The 18,169-nt window shown below is 42.5% G+C and carries 15 protein-coding genes; 10 read left to right on the forward strand and 5 right to left on the reverse strand.

Annotated features, from left to right (window positions below; all coding sequences use genetic code 11):
- Positions 1-17: 17 nt before the first annotated feature.
- Positions 18-503: a DUF4442 domain-containing protein gene (locus tag L8S15_RS14475; protein ID WP_010440741.1), complete on the reverse strand. Its 486-nt coding sequence runs from the start codon at positions 501-503 to the stop codon at positions 18-20.
- A 159-nt stretch (positions 504-662) separates the two neighbouring features.
- The gene (locus L8S15_RS14480) at positions 663-1,550 is read right to left on the reverse strand and encodes a putative PEP-binding protein (protein ID WP_010440739.1); all 888 of its coding nucleotides are present in this window, start codon (positions 1,548-1,550) and stop codon (positions 663-665) included.
- Positions 1,551-1,758: 208 nt separating this feature from the next.
- Between L8S15_RS14480 and L8S15_RS14485 the strand changes: the two genes are divergently transcribed.
- On the forward strand, positions 1,759-2,817 hold the full coding sequence (locus L8S15_RS14485) for a 3-deoxy-7-phosphoheptulonate synthase (RefSeq protein WP_010440737.1): 1,059 nt from the start codon (positions 1,759-1,761) through the stop codon (positions 2,815-2,817).
- 12 nt (positions 2,818-2,829) lie between these two features.
- Complete coding sequence (locus L8S15_RS14490) at positions 2,830-3,312, forward strand: YajQ family cyclic di-GMP-binding protein (protein ID WP_010440735.1); 483 nt, start codon at positions 2,830-2,832, stop codon at positions 3,310-3,312.
- Positions 3,313-3,511: 199 nt separating this feature from the next.
- On the opposite strand, the gene L8S15_RS14495 is transcribed toward L8S15_RS14490, so the two are convergent.
- Positions 3,512-4,453 (reverse strand): bifunctional precorrin-2 dehydrogenase/sirohydrochlorin ferrochelatase, encoded by a 942-nt coding sequence (locus L8S15_RS14495; RefSeq protein ID WP_010440733.1) that lies wholly within the window; start codon positions 4,451-4,453, stop codon positions 3,512-3,514.
- Positions 4,454-4,934: 481 nt separating this feature from the next.
- On the opposite strand from L8S15_RS14495, the gene L8S15_RS14500 reads away from it, so the two are divergent.
- From L8S15_RS14500 to L8S15_RS14525, 6 genes are all read left to right on the forward strand, one after another.
- On the forward strand, positions 4,935-5,963 hold the full coding sequence (locus L8S15_RS14500; protein ID WP_010440731.1) for an amino acid ABC transporter substrate-binding protein: 1,029 nt from the start codon (positions 4,935-4,937) through the stop codon (positions 5,961-5,963).
- 71 nt (positions 5,964-6,034) lie between these two features.
- Positions 6,035-7,240 (forward strand): amino acid ABC transporter permease, encoded by a 1,206-nt coding sequence (locus L8S15_RS14505; RefSeq protein WP_010440729.1) that lies wholly within the window; start codon positions 6,035-6,037, stop codon positions 7,238-7,240.
- Between the two features lies 1 nt (position 7,241).
- Complete coding sequence (locus tag L8S15_RS14510) at positions 7,242-8,339, forward strand: amino acid ABC transporter permease (RefSeq protein ID WP_010440727.1); 1,098 nt, start codon at positions 7,242-7,244, stop codon at positions 8,337-8,339.
- A gap of 22 nt (positions 8,340-8,361) precedes the next feature.
- A complete protein-coding gene (locus L8S15_RS14515; protein WP_010440725.1) occupies positions 8,362-9,126 on the forward strand; it encodes an amino acid ABC transporter ATP-binding protein in 765 nt (254 codons plus the stop codon).
- Between the two features lie 280 nt (positions 9,127-9,406).
- A complete protein-coding gene (locus tag L8S15_RS14520; RefSeq protein ID WP_016767698.1) occupies positions 9,407-10,072 on the forward strand; it encodes a Bax inhibitor-1/YccA family protein in 666 nt (221 codons plus the stop codon).
- A gap of 157 nt (positions 10,073-10,229) precedes the next feature.
- Positions 10,230-10,559 carry a TusE/DsrC/DsvC family sulfur relay protein gene (locus L8S15_RS14525; protein WP_004733621.1) on the forward strand — a complete coding sequence of 110 codons (330 nt, stop codon included), beginning with the start codon at positions 10,230-10,232 and terminating at the stop codon, positions 10,557-10,559.
- A 50-nt stretch (positions 10,560-10,609) separates the two neighbouring features.
- On the opposite strand, the gene yccX is transcribed toward L8S15_RS14525, so the two are convergent.
- Positions 10,610-10,897 carry an acylphosphatase gene (gene yccX / locus L8S15_RS14530; protein ID WP_010440721.1) on the reverse strand — a complete coding sequence of 96 codons (288 nt, stop codon included), beginning with the start codon at positions 10,895-10,897 and terminating at the stop codon, positions 10,610-10,612.
- 88 nt (positions 10,898-10,985) lie between these two features.
- On the opposite strand from yccX, the gene L8S15_RS14535 reads away from it, so the two are divergent.
- Together L8S15_RS14535 and L8S15_RS14540 are read left to right on the forward strand one after the other, a co-directional pair.
- Entirely contained in the window at positions 10,986-12,389 is a 1,404-nt protein-coding gene (locus L8S15_RS14535; RefSeq protein ID WP_280573797.1) for a methyl-accepting chemotaxis protein, read from the forward strand.
- A gap of 135 nt (positions 12,390-12,524) precedes the next feature.
- A complete protein-coding gene (locus tag L8S15_RS14540) occupies positions 12,525-13,718 on the forward strand; it encodes a class I SAM-dependent methyltransferase (protein ID WP_016797718.1) in 1,194 nt (397 codons plus the stop codon).
- An 82-nt stretch (positions 13,719-13,800) separates the two neighbouring features.
- On the opposite strand, the gene L8S15_RS14545 is transcribed toward L8S15_RS14540, so the two are convergent.
- Positions 13,801-18,156, reverse strand: a complete 4,356-nt coding sequence (locus L8S15_RS14545) for an Ig-like domain-containing protein (protein WP_280573801.1) — start codon at positions 18,154-18,156, stop codon at positions 13,801-13,803.
- Between the last annotated feature and the right edge of the window lie 13 nt (positions 18,157-18,169).

Genomic DNA, 18,169 nt, shown 5'->3' on the forward strand with positions numbered 1-18,169 from the left:
ATTGTTCGATATGAAATTTAACGCTTTGAAGGAACTTTTTTAATAGACAGTGTCAATTGAAACTCCGCCATGGGTTCATCACCATGTAAAGAAGGACAAGTCGCGATGATCGTTACGGTTTGATTAACACGTTCGCCAGTCGACATTGTTTCAGCCAGCATAGTATTGATGAGTTCACCGTCATTACATGTAAAATGCACATCAGCTTCAGGACGCTTTAAGAAGTTTCCCGTCACCTCTTTAAATGCTAACGATATTTTTTCCCCTTGCTGTTGGGATTTACTCATCGCAAGAAAGCCCCCGGCAACATCTGCGCCCACAGCTAATACACCAAAATACATACTATTTAAGTGATTCTTCGTTCGTCTTTTTAGGGGGATCTTAAGCTCGACATGCTTGTCATCAAGGGCGAGTAACTTCGGCCTGCATAACCAAATTAATGGCACTTTGAACATGCCAAACATAGTTAAGTAGAGATTTGCTTTTTGTAGAGGGGTTAGCATCCGAGTCACCTAGCATAATTAGTCCTCTGACCAGTTAATAGACTCAAGATCAAAATGTCAAAAAAATGTTACAAAAAAGAGATATCATCGGCAATGATATCTCTTTCATTCTTAAAGCATTAGTGTTTCAAATCAAACTTATAAACGTTGCGAATTGAATTACGCGGTAATCACCGTTTCAACGCCTTCAAGATCTGCGATATAGCCTTGTAAACGAGGGTAATCAACCAAACCTTGAGTCACCAGCAATACAGGTTTCTTCGCGTGCAACGTTGCTTTAACGATCATATCCAATAGGGTAATAACGGCCTCATTTTGAGGGTCAAAAGCATGTTGTTGAGCTTCATTTTGTTTATCTACACCTAATGTAAAAGATGCCAAGCTATCAACATTAACCACTACACCATCAAAATAATGCAGTAATCGTTCACTCAACAATACCGCTGACGGTACATCGCAAGAGAACAGAACTTTCAAACCGTTGAGGCCACGTGGTAAGCCTTGCTCGGCAAGCAAATCGATAATCTTCGCGGCATCACTCAATGCGCGAACGTAAGGAACAACCACTTCAACGTTGATACCCTGCTCTCGCAATGTTTTGATCACCTGACACTCTAGCGCGAATGCCTTGCTGTATTCCTGTGTCGCGTAGCGAGCCACACCACGAACCCCAAGCGCTGGGTTAACTTCTTCTACTTCACAATGACCACCTAGCAATGAACGGAAGCCATAACTATCTGCGCTGCTCAAAGCAATCCGAACTTTAGTGTGACTAGGTTGAATTGCCGCTTGAATTGCCACGACAAGTGTAGATACAAAATGTTCATCGACAGTCTTATCACCAAGAATGGCATTTAACGAGGTTTTCTCTATATCAGAAAGAGTCTCTATATGACTTTCAATACTTGGGTGATAGAAAACACGGTCCATAACCAATTCAGATAATGAAACGTAGAGATGGTTGGAATTATTATTATCGTTATAAGAAGGCAGCACATCACCTAAGACAAGTTCTGGGTGCAAAGTGCTTTGATTTTCTTGAGTCATTGCTGCTCCAGCATTTTTATATTGTGTTCAAACGAAAATACCGATAGCTGCCTGTTAATACAAGTGAAAATCCCCTATTTGCCGCCGCGCTGCTGATAAAAATAAGAATATTAGCAATAACAGAGATAACTTTGACTTAAGAGAGTTTATTCCTCTGTTCAATTCCGTTATCTTAACCACTTCGCAATAGAATAAAAAAAGCTATCACATGCCATTAAAAACTGATGAGTTGAGAACCCAAGCTCTGGGTCCTATGCCAACTCCTGCCGAATTAGGCAATGCACACCCTATTACTGACGACGTTGCTGAGCGCATTAAAAATTCTCGCCGCCAAATCGAAGATATCCTAACGGGTCGTGATAACCGCTTGTTAGTTATCGTTGGCCCTTGCTCTGTACATGACACAGATGCAGCTCTTGATTACGCAGAGCGTCTAAGCCAAATTCAAGAACAGTATAAAGATGAACTGTTCGTCGTAATGAGAACCTACTTTGAGAAACCTCGTACTGTTGTAGGATGGAAAGGTTTGATCACCGATCCTAACCTTGACGGCTCGTATGCTCTTGAAACGGGCTTAAACAAGGCTCGTAAGCTTTTGCTAGACATCAATAAACTTGGCCTTGCTACTGCAACTGAGTTCCTTGATATGATCACTGGCCAATACATTGCAGACCTGATCACTTGGGGCGCGATTGGCGCTCGTACAACAGAATCTCAAATTCACCGTGAAATGGCTTCTGCACTGTCTTGCCCTGTTGGTTTCAAGAACGCAACTAATGGCAACATCAAGATTGCTATTGATGCTATTCGCGCTGCGCATGCTTCACACTACTTCTATTCTCCAGATAAGAATGGCCGCATGACAGTTTACCGTACTTCTGGTAACCCATACGGTCACGTAATTCTACGTGGTGGTGACAAAGGCCCGAACTTCGATGCTGAATCTGTCGATAACGCATGTAAGCAATTAGCTGAATTCGAACTTCCTCAACGCTTGGTTGTAGACTTTAGCCATGCTAACTGTCAGAAACAACACCGTAAGCAGTTAGACGTTGCACAAGATATTTGTGAACAGATAAAATCTAACAAGAATCAAATTGCAGGCATCATGGCGGAAAGCTTCATTGTTGAAGGCAACCAGCCAATGACAGACATCAATAACCTAGAATACGGCAAATCTATTACCGACCCATGCCTTAGCTGGGAAGATACTGCAACAATGCTCGACATGCTTGCAACGGCAATTAAAGATAGAAATTTAGCTTAAGGACACAACACAATGCCATCATTTGACATTATCTCTGAAGTAGAATCAGTAGAACTACGCAACGCTGTAGACAACGCTAACCGTGAACTATCGACTCGTTTCGATTTCCGTGGCGTAGAGGCTAGCTTTGATTACAAAGATGAATCAGTAAAACTGAGCGCTCAAGACGATTTTCAGCTAAAGCAGATGCGCGATATTCTTCGTAGCAACCTGACAAAGCGTAATGTTGATCCTAACGCGATGGAAGCAAAAGCCGCTGATCAAACAGGTCGAACTTGGCACCAAACGGTTATTTTTAAGCAAGGTATCGAAACGGATGTCGCTAAAAAAATCGTCAAGCTAATCAAAGACAATAAAGTGAAAGTTCAAGCCGCTATCCAAGGCGACAAAGTTCGTGTAACGGGCAAGAAGCGCGATGATCTGCAAGCGGTTATGGCCTTAGTTCGTAGTGCTGAGCTTGGTCAACCTTTCCAATTTGATAACTTCCGCGATTAATTATACTGACAATAAAGCGACGGCTTTAATCACCGATCGCGAATAGGCAGCACCGCAGAAGGTGATTTCGATACATAAACAATTATCGAAGATGCAATTGGAAAAAAGCCACTTCTTTTAGGGAAGTGGCTTTTTATTTGTCGGAGCATTTTTCCAGAACATCGACAGTCTATTTAGATTTTTCCGAAAAGCTCTTTCCTCAATCTAATACTCTCGCAGAAGACAGTTTCAGATCTTTACCTGCCAGTAAATTAAACTCTACGCTTGCTGGTGGAATGAAGACACACACTCTTAAGTTTTCCGCTCTTGCTTGCTCTAACTTGGTAGAAAGCTCACCACTGTTAGCATAGCTCTCCCTTTCCGCGTCTCGACGACACAAATCGACGAACTCGAATGGACAATCATTCGGAGCAAGAACAAGCTCCGCTTCTTGCATCAAACGTAAAGCTTTCATTGGTAACAGCTCAATATCTTGCTCGAACTCAATCCAAGTGACCTGTCCTTCATTGTCAATGCCTTCAGTCAACGCTTGTTGGTAATACGCTTCTAATTGCTCTCTGTCTGCCACCTGCTCTATAAAACTTGATGACAGAAACCGTTCCCAAAACTTACGACGCTCGTCGACAGTTGGGAATGACTCTTTGATCGAATTGCGTTTTGATGCACCAAAATCTGCGATCAACCCTATGTTTTGCGGAAGTATCGTTTCGAGTTTTTCTCTAATATTTCTCACTAAAACAGGTGATGCACCGCCGCTAGAGATCGCAATTTGGATTCTTCCGCGATTTATCATCGAAGGAGTAATGAAGTCACAATAAGGCAAATCATCGACCACATTGACTAAAATACCCAGTTTTTTCGCATCATTATGTACTTGATGGTTAAGACTTGGATTGTCTGTAGTCGCCCAAACTTGTAGATAATCTTTTGAGATAATTTGTGACGAGTAAAAGTTTTGTACCCAATGAAGTTTACTCTCGTCAACTAGCTGCTTTAAGTAAGGTGCAACCTTGGGAGACACCAAAGTCACATTAGCCCCTGCTCTTAATAAGCTATCTACTTTTCGGCAAGCAACCTCACCCCCACCAACCACTAGAATTGGCTTATTCTCTACATCCAAAAACATTGGGAAATAACGCATGTTCTTCCTTGAGACTACTTCAATAACTATTCAACCATGCTACCAAATTTGGAGCACATTAATAACTATCCAAGTGTAATAAAAATATTTATTCACCAAATTTCAACATTTCTTAAGTTTAATGTTTCATCATTGTGATGTTGATTCAGAATATTTATCTAGTCGATTATCAATATAAAAATCTAAATCTTGTTGCACCAACAGTGTGAACCGTTGCACTATTTACATTCACTTAACATTTGGTCATTCTAATTGTGTTCGGATTTGTGATTTCATTCAAAATTCTTTTTAAATTATACATTTGTGAAAGTACGGATCCTTTCCTAACCTTATAAACAGTTGCTTAAATCGCACACAGTTTCATTTGCAAAATGCAACAGGTTTGATTTGAGTAACAAGGTCATAGAAAACGCAACACATATAGAAAAACTCAAACGAGCACGAGTATCAGGTGTCACCTGGTTAACAAGGAAGGATACAAATGACAAATAAACTAACACTTCTTGCTTCAGTAGTAGCTGCATCAACTGCGATGATGGCAACATCAGCATCAGCGGCAGAAAGCACTCTGGACAAAGTCACATCTCAAGGCTTTCTAACTTGTGGTGTAAGTACAGGTCTTCCAGGGTTCTCTAACCCTAACTCAAAAGGTGAATGGGAAGGAATCGATGTTGAGTATTGTCAAGCGCTTGCAGCGGCTGTACTCGGTGACAAGACTAAAGTTAAGTATGTACCTCTAACAGCTAAAGAACGTTTTACTGCGCTTCAATCTGGCGAAATCGACGTACTATCTCGTAACACAACATGGACATTACATCGTGACACGGCTCTTGGTCTGAACTTCGTTGGCGTTAACTACTACGATGGTCAAGGCTTCATGGTTAAGAAAGATCTTGGTCTTACAAGTGCTCAAGAACTTGATGGCGCTTCAGTATGTGTTCAATCAGGTACAACGACTGAGCTTAACCTAGCCGATTACTTCCGTAACAGCGGCATGTCTTACAAGCCAGTGGTATTTGATACAGCAGCGCAAACATCTAAAGGTTTCGACGCGGGTCGTTGTGACGTTCTTACTACAGACCAATCTGGCTTGTATGCACTTCGCTTAAACCTAGCTGATCCTAAATCTGCACAAGTACTTCCTGAAATCATCTCTAAAGAGCCTCTAGGCCCTGTGGTTCGCCAAGATGATGACAAATGGTTTAACGTTGCTAAATGGACACTTTCAGCAATGATTAATGCGGAAGAGTACGGTATCTCTTCTAAAAACGCTGACGAAATGCTGAAGTCGAAAGATCCAAACATCAAACGTATTCTTGGTGTAGACGGTCCTAAAGGTAAAGGCCTTGGTATTCGTGATGATTGGGGTTACCAAGTAATTAAACAAGTTGGTAACTACGGTGAGAGTTTTGAACGTACTGTTGGTACAGGTTCTCCACTTCAAATTTCTCGTGGTGTAAATGCATTATGGAATGCGGGCGGCTTTATGTACGCTCCACCAATCCGTTAATAAATTTTCAAGCATCAACTAGGGCGGAGTTTTCCGCCCTATTTATTAAATGGATTTGAGGTTATAGTAGTATGAAACCTAATGAAACTATTTCTCCAGCTCAGACAAAGCCACAGCCCAAAAGTGCCAACCTGTTATACAACCCCACTTTTCGCTCAGTCATTTTTCAAATTATCGCTGTCGGAGCTCTTTGTGCCTTCTTTTACACGATTGTAAACAACGCACTCACTAACTTAGATTCCCGTGGTATTGCCACTGGTTTTGATTTTCTCTCCCAAGAAGCTGGTTTTGGTATCGGCTTAACACTCATCGAATACGACGAAACATTCTCATACGGTCGTACTTTCTTTATCGGTCTTCTCAATACCGCTTTAGTTTCAGTACTAGGCATCATGTTAGCCACAGTACTAGGCTTTAGTATGGGTATCGCTAGACTCTCTTCGAATTGGTTAGTTAGCCGATTTGCAGCTATCTACATTGAGATATTCCGAAATATCCCTCTTCTTCTACAAATCTTTTTCTGGTATTTCGCCGTTCTTCAAGCATTACCTTCCGCTCGTCAAAGTATGAGCCTCGGTGAAGCCATTTTCTTGAACGTGCGTGGTTTGTATTTTCCTGCGCCAGTATTGGAACAAGGCAGTAGCATTGTCATCGCTTCATTAATTGCCGGTGTTATCGCTACTTTTATCATCAATATTTGGGCTAAAAACAAACAGAAGTTAACTGGCCAACAAACACCTATGTTGCGTATTGCGGCAGCGTTAATTATTGGTTTACCACTGGTTACTTACTTCATTATGGGTATGCCTATCTCGGCAGATTACCCAGTATTGAAAGGGTTTAACTTCAAAGGTGGTATTAGCATTATCCCAGAGCTTGCTGCATTAATGCTTGCTTTAAGTATCTACACAGCGGCATTCATCGCGGAGATCGTGCGTTCAGGTATTAACGCGGTGAACCATGGGCAAACAGAGGCTGCAATGTCTCTAGGCATCCCTCGTTCAAGAACACTTAAGCTGGTAATTATTCCACAAGCCTTAAGAATCATTATCCCACCTCTAACCAGTCAATATTTGAACCTAACTAAAAACTCATCACTTGCGATGGCCATTGGTTACCCTGATCTTGTGTCCGTTTTTGCAGGAACAACGTTGAATCAAACTGGACAAGCTATTGAAGTAATTGCGATGACAATGGGCGTCTACTTAACCCTGAGCCTATTAACATCCGCTCTAATGAACATATACAACCGCAAAGTAGCGTTGGTGGAGAGATAAGATGAGTACACATCAATTTCAACCGGACCTTCCGCCTCCAGCGAACACCGTTGGACCTGTCGGTTGGTTACGAAAAAATCTATTTAATGGTCCAGTAAACAGCGTTGTTACTGTGGTTCTAGCCTACTTCGCTTTTACCCTTTTATGGGCTGTAGCAGACTGGGCATTCCTAAGTGCAGATTGGATAGGAACAACACGAGATGCCTGTACTAGTGACGGCGCTTGTTGGGTTTTCATTAGCGTTCGTTGGGATCAGTTCATGTATGGCTTCTACCCTGAAGCCGAGCTGTGGCGACCTCGCCTTTTCTACGCAACGTTAGCTTTTTTTGTCGCGATATTAGCTTACGAAAAAACACCTAAGCGTACGTGGATTTGGTTATTTTTTGTAAACATCTACCCTTTCTTGATTGCTGGTCTTCTTTACGGCGGTATCTTCGGATTGGAAGTGGTTGATACACACAAATGGGGCGGATTACTGGTTACACTGATCATTGCTCTTGTCGGTATTGTTGTATCGCTGCCTATTGGTGTCGCGTTGGCTCTGGGTCGTCGTTCAGAGATGCCAATCATCCGCAGTATGTGTACCGTTTACATTGAGATCTGGCGTGGCGTTCCGCTTATTACGGTTCTGTTCATGGCATCAGTAATGCTTCCACTCTTCTTATCTGAGGGAACAGAAACCGACAAACTGATCAGAGCACTTGTAGGTGTTGTGTTATTCAGTGCCGCTTATATGGCAGAAGTAATTCGAGGTGGTTTACAAGCAATACCAAAAGGCCAATACGAAGCCGCGGATGCACTGGGATTAAGCTACTGGAAAAAGACCGGGCTTATCATTCTACCTCAAGCCTTAAAAATCACGATTCCTTCAATTGTGAACACCTTCATTGGTTTATTCAAAGATACTAGTCTTGTATTGATTATCGGTATGTTTGATGTTTTGGGAATTGGCCAAGCCGCGAATACCGACCCTGAATGGCTAGGGTATTCAACAGAAAGCTATGTATTTGTCGCGTTAGTGTTCTGGGTATTTTGTTTTGGCATGTCGAGATATTCGATATGGCTAGAAAACAAACTTCACACCGGTCACAAACGATAATTAACAAGATCAAGGACGTATTATGACGCAGCAAACAGAAAACAACTCTCAAGGTCTTATGATTGAGTTGAAAGACATGAACAAGTGGTACGGTGAGTTTCACGTACTAAAGAACATTAACCTTGAAGTTAAAAAAGGTGAGAAAATCGTTATCTGTGGCCCTTCTGGCTCAGGTAAATCAACGATGATTCGTTGTATCAACCGATTGGAAGAGCACCAAAAAGGCGATATCTTCGTTTCAGGTAATGAGCTGACTGAAGACTTAAAAAACATTGAAGCCGTGCGCAGAGATGTCGGCATGTGTTTCCAACACTTCAACCTATTCCCTCACCTAACGGTTTTGGAAAATTGCACGCTCGCTCCTATTTGGGTGAAAAAGATGCCTAAGGAAGAAGCTGAAGCAATTGCAATGAAATACCTAGAGCGCGTAAAAATCCCTGAGCAAGCAGACAAATTCCCAGGTCAGCTTTCAGGTGGTCAACAGCAACGTGTGGCGATCGCTCGTTCTCTATGTATGAATCCTCAAGTTATGCTTTTTGATGAACCAACGTCGGCACTCGATCCAGAAATGGTTCGCGAAGTGCTAGATGTAATGGTCGAGCTAGCTGAAGAAGGCATGACCATGCTATGTGTAACGCACGAGATGGGTTTTGCTAAAGAGGTCGCCGATAGAGTAATCTTCATGGATGCAGGTGAGATTATTGAAGAAAACAATCCTGTCGATTTCTTTGAAAACCCACAATCAGATAGAACACAAAACTTCTTGAGCCAAATTCTGCACCATTAATGTGTTATGATGCATAAACTAAAGAGGCGGCTTCGGTCGCCTCTTTGTGCTTCAAGGTCAAGACAAAGAACGGCATTCAATATCATTGAAAATTAGAATATCGATCCAATGCAACGTTTTATTCCCCATTAAGAAATAATTTGTTACATCTTCAGAAACACTTAACCGACTATTTTGATTATTATTTTAGGTATACAAGAGGAATGAAAGACTTGATTTTTCGAACTTTCACCCCCATAAATGTACTAATAACTATTGAAGTCACCTTACGAGGAAGATTATGAACAGCCCTATGTTTTCACGCACAGCATCTCAAGAAAGTGCTCTGCAAACCAATAAAGTATTGCGTAATACTTACGCACTACTGTCTATGACACTACTTTGGTCTGCTGTTGTAGCAGGCGTATCTATGGCGATGAACCTTCCTCGTCCTGGTCTTATTATCATGCTAGTTGGTTTCTACGGCCTACTTTTCTTGACTGAAAAGAACCGTGACAACAGCATGGGTCTAGTCTTCACATTCCTGTTTACAGGTTTCTTAGGCTATACCATCGGTCCAATCTTAAACATGTATGTTGGTGCAGGTATGGGTGATGTCATCCTTACGGCACTAGGTGGTACGGCATTGGCATTCATGGGAGCGTCAGCTTACGCTCTTACAACAAAGCGCGACCTTTCATTCCTTAACGGTATGTTAATGGCCGGTTTCGTTGTACTGCTAGTCGGTATGGTTGCAAACATCTTCCTACAAATGCCTCTACTATCTTTGGCAATGAGCGGTATGTTCATCCTATTCTCTACTGGTGTTATCTTGCTAACAACGCAAAGCATCATACGTGGTGGCGAAACGAACTACATCTCAGCAACGATCAGCTTGTATGTTTCTATCTACAACATCTTCATCAGCCTATTAAGCATCTTAGGCATTATGAACAGCAACGACTAATTACCTAGCGTTGAAAACTTAAGCCCAAGAGACTATCTCTTGGGCTTTTTTATACCTGTAAGTACAATATTTTTCTAGATGACTACAATATCTATTGAGTAAGGTAAACTGGGTCATGTACCCTATTCTTATAGTATAATTTGATTCTGGACTAAACATGTTTGAATATAACGGTAAGCAAATCGAAACCGACGCTCAAGGCTACCTATTGGACTACACACAATGGGAAGAAGGCATGATCGAAATTCTTGCTCAAGATGAAGCTATTGAACTGACTGATGCACATTTGGAAGTCGTACATTTTGTAAGAAGCTTTTACGAAGAATTCAAGACTTCTCCAGCCGTTCGTATGCTTGTGAAGGCGATGGAAAAAGCTCACGGCCCAGAGAAAGGTAACAGCAAATACCTTTTCAAGTTATTCAAGAAAGGTCCTGCGAAGCAAGCAACCAAACTTGCCGGTTTACCTAAACCAGCAAAGTGCCTGTAAAAGACTAGCTGTTTAAGGTAACCCTCAATATCAATACTGTAGTGCGTTAACTACAGTATTTTGAATTCGCCAACACGTACCACTCTAAGATCTGCTTCTGTAACATCATATTTGACAACATGGTCGACTGTCGCACTAGCAGGTCCTATTTGTAACCAAGCGTACAACTTATTAATCTGCTCCATCTCCCCGACAGCTAACACTTCAACTCGCCCATCATTCAAATTCATGGCGTATCCTGAAATATCCAAAGCTTGTGCTTGTCTACTGGTGTGATAGCGAAAACCAACACATTGAACGACGCCCGACACGACAAATATACATTGTGAATTTTTCATAACGTTGCCTCATAAATTATATGAATGATATAGTTGCTATTCTATTCATTCACCGCTTATTGGTGGACTTACTTCGAGTATAACGATTATGAAAGAAATCCCATTTCGTTGGATTGACAAATATCTCATTCACCTAAAAATCCAAGAAAAGTTCTATCTACTCTTCTTATTGCCTCTTCTCGCCCTAGTGATATTAACTCTCGTTTTAGATAGCGCAGCGGACTCTTTACTTGCCCACCTTTATCAAGAAGAAATGCTCTTGATGAAAGGCCTTATCGAAGCAGGCCAACTCACTAAAGATCAAGTCGCTCAGCTTGTTAGTCATTCTGAAAGCATTTCTCTAGGCTATGGTACGGGATCCGTTTCATTGATGAACGGCGCGTTCAGTTTAGTCGCAAACCATGATCAAAACCTATGGTCGGCTTTATCTACAAAGCAAGTTTCTATCATTGCGGTTACTCTGACCTTAATTGCGCTTGGCGTTTATTACATCATGACTTTCATTGGCGGAGCGATGTTCTCCATGAACAAAGCATTGAACACTCTCGCCAATGGTGATTTAACTTGCCGTATGAACTACTTCTTAGTTCGTGATGAGTTCAGCGAAATTGCGATCACTATTGATAAGGTTGCCGAACGTGAGCAAAATATGGTTCTATCAATCCAAGAGTCTGTCGCACTCATGCAACAGATCAGTTCGGATTTGAATCAGTCAACACAACAAAGCTCAGATATTTCAGGTAATCAACAAGAACACCTGAATAGTTTGGCAAGTGCGACGGAACAAATGGCGGCGACAATTCGTGAAGTCGCTACCCTTGCTCATGAGTCTAGCTCACAAACGATGGACGCTCGCGGCGTGGCCCAGAGCGGTCAAGTAAAAGTTTCAAACACATTGGAGTCTATCTCTAACCTATCTCAAGAGATCCAATCCGCTTCACAAGCAGTAGAAGAGCTTGATGCCAACGCGGCGCAGATCGATGAGGTGGTCGCAACCATCAATGGCATTTCAGAGCAGACCAATCTACTCGCATTGAACGCGGCTATCGAAGCCGCTCGTGCCGGCGAGCAAGGTCGTGGATTCGCTGTTGTTGCCGATGAAGTTCGTGCCCTTGCAGGTCGTACTCAACAAGCAACTGTTGAAATCCAAAGCATGATTGAATCATTACAACGTAACAGCCAATCACTAACCAAACTGATGGAAGTAACGGTAAACAACGCTAATGAAGGCCAGACACTGATGTCGGAAGTGAATGTCGAGATCGGCTCTTTAGCAGAAAAGAATCAATCTATCTCAGACAGTAGTATTCAGATTGCTACAGCCGCGGAAGAGCAAGGTGTTGTTGCAGATAACATAGCTCAAAGTGTTGAGGAGATTCGTCATCAGTCAGATAGCATCTGTGAAATGATCAGTAAGAGTAATTCCAATGTTGACCAACTTCGTAAACAAAGTGATACGATGGAAGGTTTGCTGACAGGTCTCAAAGCTTAATACTTATATCTAACCAGTAGTGCTGATTAATCATTACTAGGGCTGCTTGTGCAGCCCTTTCTTATTTGCTTTTCAACTGTACTTCCTCGACAATACCCCATACCCCTCCTTCAAATTCAACAAACAGAGTAAATTATGACTCCTTCAATTCATCTAGCTAAAGGCCGTGACAAATCACTACGCCGTAAACACCCATGGGTATTTTCACGCGGTATCGATAAAGTCGAAGGCGAGCCAAAATCAGGTGAAACTGTAGACGTATACACTCAAAATGGTCAGTGGCTTGCAAAAGCGGCTTACTCACCGGAATCTCAAATTCGAGCTCGTGTTTGGACATTTGAAAAAGAAGAAATCAATAAAGTATTCTTCGTAAAACGAATTCAAGACGCGCAATCTTTGCGTGAAGATATCATTGAACGTGATGGTCTAACTGGTTACCGCCTTACTGCAGCAGAGTCTGATGGCCTTCCCGGTATCACAATCGACAAATATCAAGATTTCCTCGTATGCCAATTACTTAGCGCCGGAGCTGAGTTTAATAAGAACATACTTGTTGAAGCTTTAATTGAATGTTTCCCTGACTGCAATATTTATGAGCGTTCTGACGTAGCAGTCCGTAAAAAAGAAGGCTTAGAACAAGTTGTTGGCGTACTTCACGGTGAAGAACCACCTAAATCAGTGGTCATTGAAGAAAACGGTGTGAAAATCAGCGTAAACATTATCGAAGGCCATAAAACGGGCTTCTATATGGACCAACGTGATAGCCGTAAAGAATCGATGAAATACGTTAAAGGCAAAGATGTCCTTAACTGTTTCTCGTACACAGGTGGTTTTGGTCTGTATGCCCTTAAAGGTGATGCTAAGCGTGTAATCAATGCAGACGTTTCTCAATTAGCTCTTGATACAGCTAAGTTCAACGCTGAGCTGAATGAGTTCGACATCTCGAAAAAGCGTGCAGTATTCCTAAACGCAGACGTATTCAAACTACTTCGCGAATACCGAGACCAAGGCACGAAGTTCGACGTAGTGATCATGGATCCACCAAAATTCGTTTCAAGTAAGAACAACCTGACATCTGGCGCGAACGGCTATAAAGACGTTAACATGCTTGCGATGCAAATACTGAAACCAGGTGGCACTCTACTCACCTATTCTTGTTCAGGCTTAATGGGCGCTGACTTATTCCAAAAAATCATTGCTGATGCGGCACTAGACGCAGGCAGAACCGTAAAATTTGTCGAGCGCTTCGAGCAAGCAGCCGATCACTTAACAGATACAGCCTATCCAGAAGGTTTCTACCTAAAAGGTTTTGCTTGTAAGGTGCTTTAATCTTAGTGCTTTAGAATCTAGCTTTTATAGCAAACAAGATCTATTAAAAAAGGGCCTTTCGGCCCTTTTTGTTATTCATGAATTAAGAGTTTGGTAGGTTAGTCATTAGTGAATTTACTAAATTCGTCAATTCATCACCGGAATAAACACCAGAAGAATCAACGTCAAAACCACTAAGATTACTTGCTTGGCCCTGCAACACTATAGTTTGAGAACCTTGATCATTAGTAATTGTTAACTCTAGGTCTTGGTTGTTATCGCTAATCTTAGCTGACAAATGTTCAAGAACATCATCCATTGTATTTTCATCATGAAGGAGTTCAGATAAATCAATACGGTCACTGCCCACTTCAAAGTCAGTAATAACGTCTCGATAGTCGTCAAGCGGTTCATCTACCCACTTGAATATATCATCACCTTCTCCCCCGACTAAGATATCATTTCCTAAGCCACCAATTAAGGTGTCATCACCACCTTGACCGTAGAGAATATCTCTACCTTCACCGCCTTCAATCGTATCGTCACCACCACGCGTGTCTCCGTCAACATTAAAAATCTCATGATTATCACGGATATATTCATATACTTCTAATCCAGAAGGCTCGATACCATTTGACATTTCTGTCAAAAATGAAGTTAACGCGTCTATACCAGAACCATCAGGTAACGAATCAGGGCGTATCAAACCGTTCTCTGCCCAAGGTAGATTATCAGTATTAATCGCATCGCCAAATAGAATATCATTACCTTCATTACCAATAACTTCATCATTACCCATATTAGCAATATCGTATATTACATCACCTCTTTGAAGCACAGCATCTAATTCATCAGCTGTATTTACTATTTGAACTTCTCCAGAAGGCGCTAGTACGGGGGATAAAAGCGCGATTGATGCAATTCGAACATTACTCTGATTATACTGGCTCGCATCAAAGTTTATTTTTATATAATACTGACCCTCTGGCAAAGCGTCACTGGTGACTGATTGTGTCATCCAAGCTCTACTGGATTCGCTTCCGGATGCAACTAAATCATTCGAACTATCATAAATCCCCCACTCGAAACTACCACCGTAGAATGAAGCTTCAAAGTCAATCATTTGCCCGTTCACAACTGTAAATGCGGTACTCGTCCACTCTGATTTATTACCATCATTACCTCGATCATAATCTTCCACATATAACAAGCCACTGTTTGTATAAACCCAGCCAGAGCTATCTTGACCTGTGCTAGTTCCAGAAAGAGAATTCTCAAAGTCAAATAAAACAGATGACTCATACAAACCCTCAACCGCAGACATTGACGTTTGGTTAGTATTATCAAAGAACTTTAAAATATCTACACTGATGTCACTACCAATGCCGATAGCTTGAACCTGAGCCTTCTCCGATAAAGATGCAAATGCCTCTAGAGCACTTTTTAATGCATCGTCATTCATCTCACTATTGCTACTGACATAAGGTTCACCATCCGTTAAGAAAAATGCCAAATTCTCGCTATCGTCACTAGTCATGCTAGCAAACCAAGAATCTGCTAACGATAGTCCTTTCTCATAATCAGTAACACCGCCAGCTACTAACTGTGTATCAATACTATCTAACAAAGCTTCATATTGTGGGGTGTTAACCGTAATATTTTGCGCTTCAAAATTAAATTCGATATTGGTATCGAAAGCAATAAGTTTGACGTTTACAGTCCCATCATGACTGGCAAGTGACTCAACCAAGTTTTTCAGTGCCGCTTCAACCATTTCAATTCGCGTAGTACCATCAGTTAGCGCGGCCATACTGCCCGAAGTATCCACAATTAGTGCTATGTTGTAATCCAACCCTGGTACTACAGTTTTAATAGTACCTCCGCTATCACCTAACACTACATCGTCACCTGAACCACCGCTAACAATATTATCGCCGTTAGGATCAATTTCGGATATCGCGATAGAACCTGTTTCATCTTGAGCGTACTTAGGTAGGTCAACGGGTTCACCTTGCGCGTCAACTTCTTGAGCACCAGCTGTGACGGTTAACACTGGATTCGATCCTACGGGCGCTTCGACCATAACAGAAACTTTACCGTCACTATCTAATGCATCTACAGGAATTGTCCATGTACCGTTGCCGTTATCTGTACCGATGCTCAACATTGTACCAGTTGGAACACCACTCACAGTAACCTCGGTGATCACTTCACTACCGTCAGAATCGTTTAGCCCAACACTCAAATTAAGCTCAAAAAACTCTGATATCTTGACTAATGTACCATTTTCAAATTGATATTTTCCATCTTCGAAAAATATCGTCTCAATACTATAAAAGTCATGTCTAGCTGGAGCTTGGCCTACGGGAGTATTCTTTGGTATAAGAATCATTTGACTACCATTTGGCAAATTCTCATATACAACAGTAAAATCAGATAAAGAGCCTGGTACATAAGCACTATCAATGCCCGTACCTCCATCATAGTTGGTAGAAGCATTAATATTTTGACCAACTAAAATATCGTCGCCGGCTTCTCCCTGTAAATTACTTGAAGCACTTGTTGTACCGCCCAACAAAATATCATTATCATCACCACCAAGAAGGTAATCAGCAACTGATGCCCCCCCTAACAATATGTCTTCACCACTTCCACCTTGAGCTTGAAGGTATAAACTACTGCCATATTCGACAAAATCATCCCCACCTAAAGCTTCAATCCAGTTCCCACTATTAGAAACTAAATAGTCGTCAGATTCTGTCGCGATATCTGTAGATTGTAATCCTTCTTTAGTATTAGCTACTAATTCCAAAATACTATCTAGGGGTGTTTGTGTACTTATTAAAAGTTCAGCATCTACAACCAAGCCACTAGATTTTGGTTCTACATGAACAGTTACAGTCGCACTATCAGTCAACCCGTCTGCGTCAGTCACTACATAAGTGAAAGTCGCGTCACCAGTAAACCCATCATCGGGCGTGAATTGAATATCACCACTCTCACTAAGGCTCACTGTACCGCCGCTAACAGAAGTTACTGACTGAATTGTAAGACTATCACCATCAGGGTCACTGTCATTCGCTAACAAGCTAGCCGCACTAATTGTGGTTAATAGCCCTTCAACAGTGCAAAGTTCATCGTTTAATGTAGGGGCATCTAACAAAGGAGAGAAGTCACCAATTAGATCTCCATCGCTATCATACTGACCGATATCAACATCAAGAACAGCGTCTCCACCTTGATCCCAGTAAACAATTTCAATTGTATGGTAACCGGCATCAGTGATTTCAAAGACATTATGAATTCGCTCTGTTGGTGATTGGTTACTGTCTACTTCAGCAACGACAACGCCATCAATCTTGATTGAATAACCGTCGTCAGCATTCACCTTAAGCGCAAATTCCCCTTCATCTAAATAAATGGCCCCAGTTAAATTGAACACTCCATCGGTCGTACCGTTAGGAACATTACCAGAAATACTATCCGCGTCGTCACCTAAGAAGTCACTCAATTGAGCGTCATCATCAACTCCACTCTTCACGCTCAGAGAGTAATCGAGATCAGTTGCAGAAAAGGTTACATCCGGGTCACTCGCGTTAATCACTGAGAGGGCCGTCGCTACACTGCTCACTTGACTATTGTGTCCGTAATAAGCACCTGATAAACCGTGAGTATGAGTGTATGTATCGTCGTTGGCGATAGGAGAAACATCGTAGTCGCCGTCGGTCGCGTCCGCCGTCGCCGTCGCTTCGTTACCCGCGTCGTCTGAGGTCGTCACGCTCGCTTCTACGCGCGTATCTTCATCATCAACCAGGTCGCTGCCGTCAACTTCGATGCTGTACACCAAGTCGCCTTCGTCGTTTGCGAACACATCGCCTGTGTAGGCTTCGCCACTCACCGTTAAGGTCACGGTGTCGCCCGCTTTCACGTCGCCGCCAACGGTACCCGTAATGACCACTTTGCCATCCGCTTCGTCCGCGTTCACGGTGTTGTCCGCTGTGATTGGGTCGATCGTAATGCTCGCCGCCGCTTCGGTATCGATGATGACTTCAAGCTCGGCCGACGTCGCGCTATTGCCCGCATCGTCCGTCACTTTTACGCTCAAGTCGTAAGTGCCATCCGCCAGGTCGGCGCTCGGCGTGAAGCTCCAAGTGCCGTCTTGCTCTTCGGCCAGCGTGCCTTCTAGGGCAACGCCGTCTTTGAGCACCACGATACCCGCGGCCACCACATCGTCATCGATGTTGCCCAGCGAGAACGTCGGCGTCTTGTCATTGGTTAGGTTGTCTGTGTCGCTGTCGCCGCTGTCGCTCGACGCAACCAGATCGATGGTCGGTTTGCTGATATCGGTATCCAGTTTCGCACTGTCTGTGCCTTTATCAGACACGTTACCCGCCGCATCGGTAATGGTCGCTTCGACTGTTAACGTCGCGCCTTCCGCCGGTGCATCGACTGTCGTCAACACTTCGCCTGCT

This window comes from Vibrio sp. S/42/10 (assembly GCF_029890535.1).
GTDB lineage: Bacteria > Pseudomonadota > Gammaproteobacteria > Enterobacterales > Vibrionaceae > Vibrio > Vibrio cyclitrophicus.

Bases quoted from the DNA above. Each gene is read 5' to 3' on its own strand.
- L8S15_RS14495 (WP_010440733.1), bottom strand. From the start codon at position 4,453: ATGCGTTATTTCCCAATGTTTTTGGATGTAGAGAATAAGCCAATTCTA.
- yccX (WP_010440721.1), bottom strand. From the start codon at position 10,897: ATGAAAAATTCACAATGTATATTTGTCGTGTCGGGCGTCGTTCAATGT.
- L8S15_RS14480 (WP_010440739.1), bottom strand. From the start codon at position 1,550: ATGACTCAAGAAAATCAAAGCACTTTGCACCCAGAACTTGTCTTAGGT.
- L8S15_RS14535 (WP_280573797.1), top strand. From the start codon at position 10,986: ATGAAAGAAATCCCATTTCGTTGGATTGACAAATATCTCATTCACCTA.
- L8S15_RS14505 (WP_010440729.1), top strand. From the start codon at position 6,035: ATGAAACCTAATGAAACTATTTCTCCAGCTCAGACAAAGCCACAGCCC.
- L8S15_RS14500 (WP_010440731.1), top strand. From the start codon at position 4,935: ATGACAAATAAACTAACACTTCTTGCTTCAGTAGTAGCTGCATCAACT.
- L8S15_RS14490 (WP_010440735.1), top strand. From the start codon at position 2,830: ATGCCATCATTTGACATTATCTCTGAAGTAGAATCAGTAGAACTACGC.
- L8S15_RS14475 (WP_010440741.1), bottom strand. From the start codon at position 503: ATGCTAACCCCTCTACAAAAAGCAAATCTCTACTTAACTATGTTTGGC.
- L8S15_RS14540 (WP_016797718.1), top strand. From the start codon at position 12,525: ATGACTCCTTCAATTCATCTAGCTAAAGGCCGTGACAAATCACTACGC.
- L8S15_RS14515 (WP_010440725.1), top strand. From the start codon at position 8,362: ATGACGCAGCAAACAGAAAACAACTCTCAAGGTCTTATGATTGAGTTG.
- L8S15_RS14485 (WP_010440737.1), top strand. From the start codon at position 1,759: ATGCCATTAAAAACTGATGAGTTGAGAACCCAAGCTCTGGGTCCTATG.
- L8S15_RS14520 (WP_016767698.1), top strand. From the start codon at position 9,407: ATGAACAGCCCTATGTTTTCACGCACAGCATCTCAAGAAAGTGCTCTG.
- L8S15_RS14525 (WP_004733621.1), top strand. From the start codon at position 10,230: ATGTTTGAATATAACGGTAAGCAAATCGAAACCGACGCTCAAGGCTAC.
- L8S15_RS14510 (WP_010440727.1), top strand. From the start codon at position 7,242: ATGAGTACACATCAATTTCAACCGGACCTTCCGCCTCCAGCGAACACC.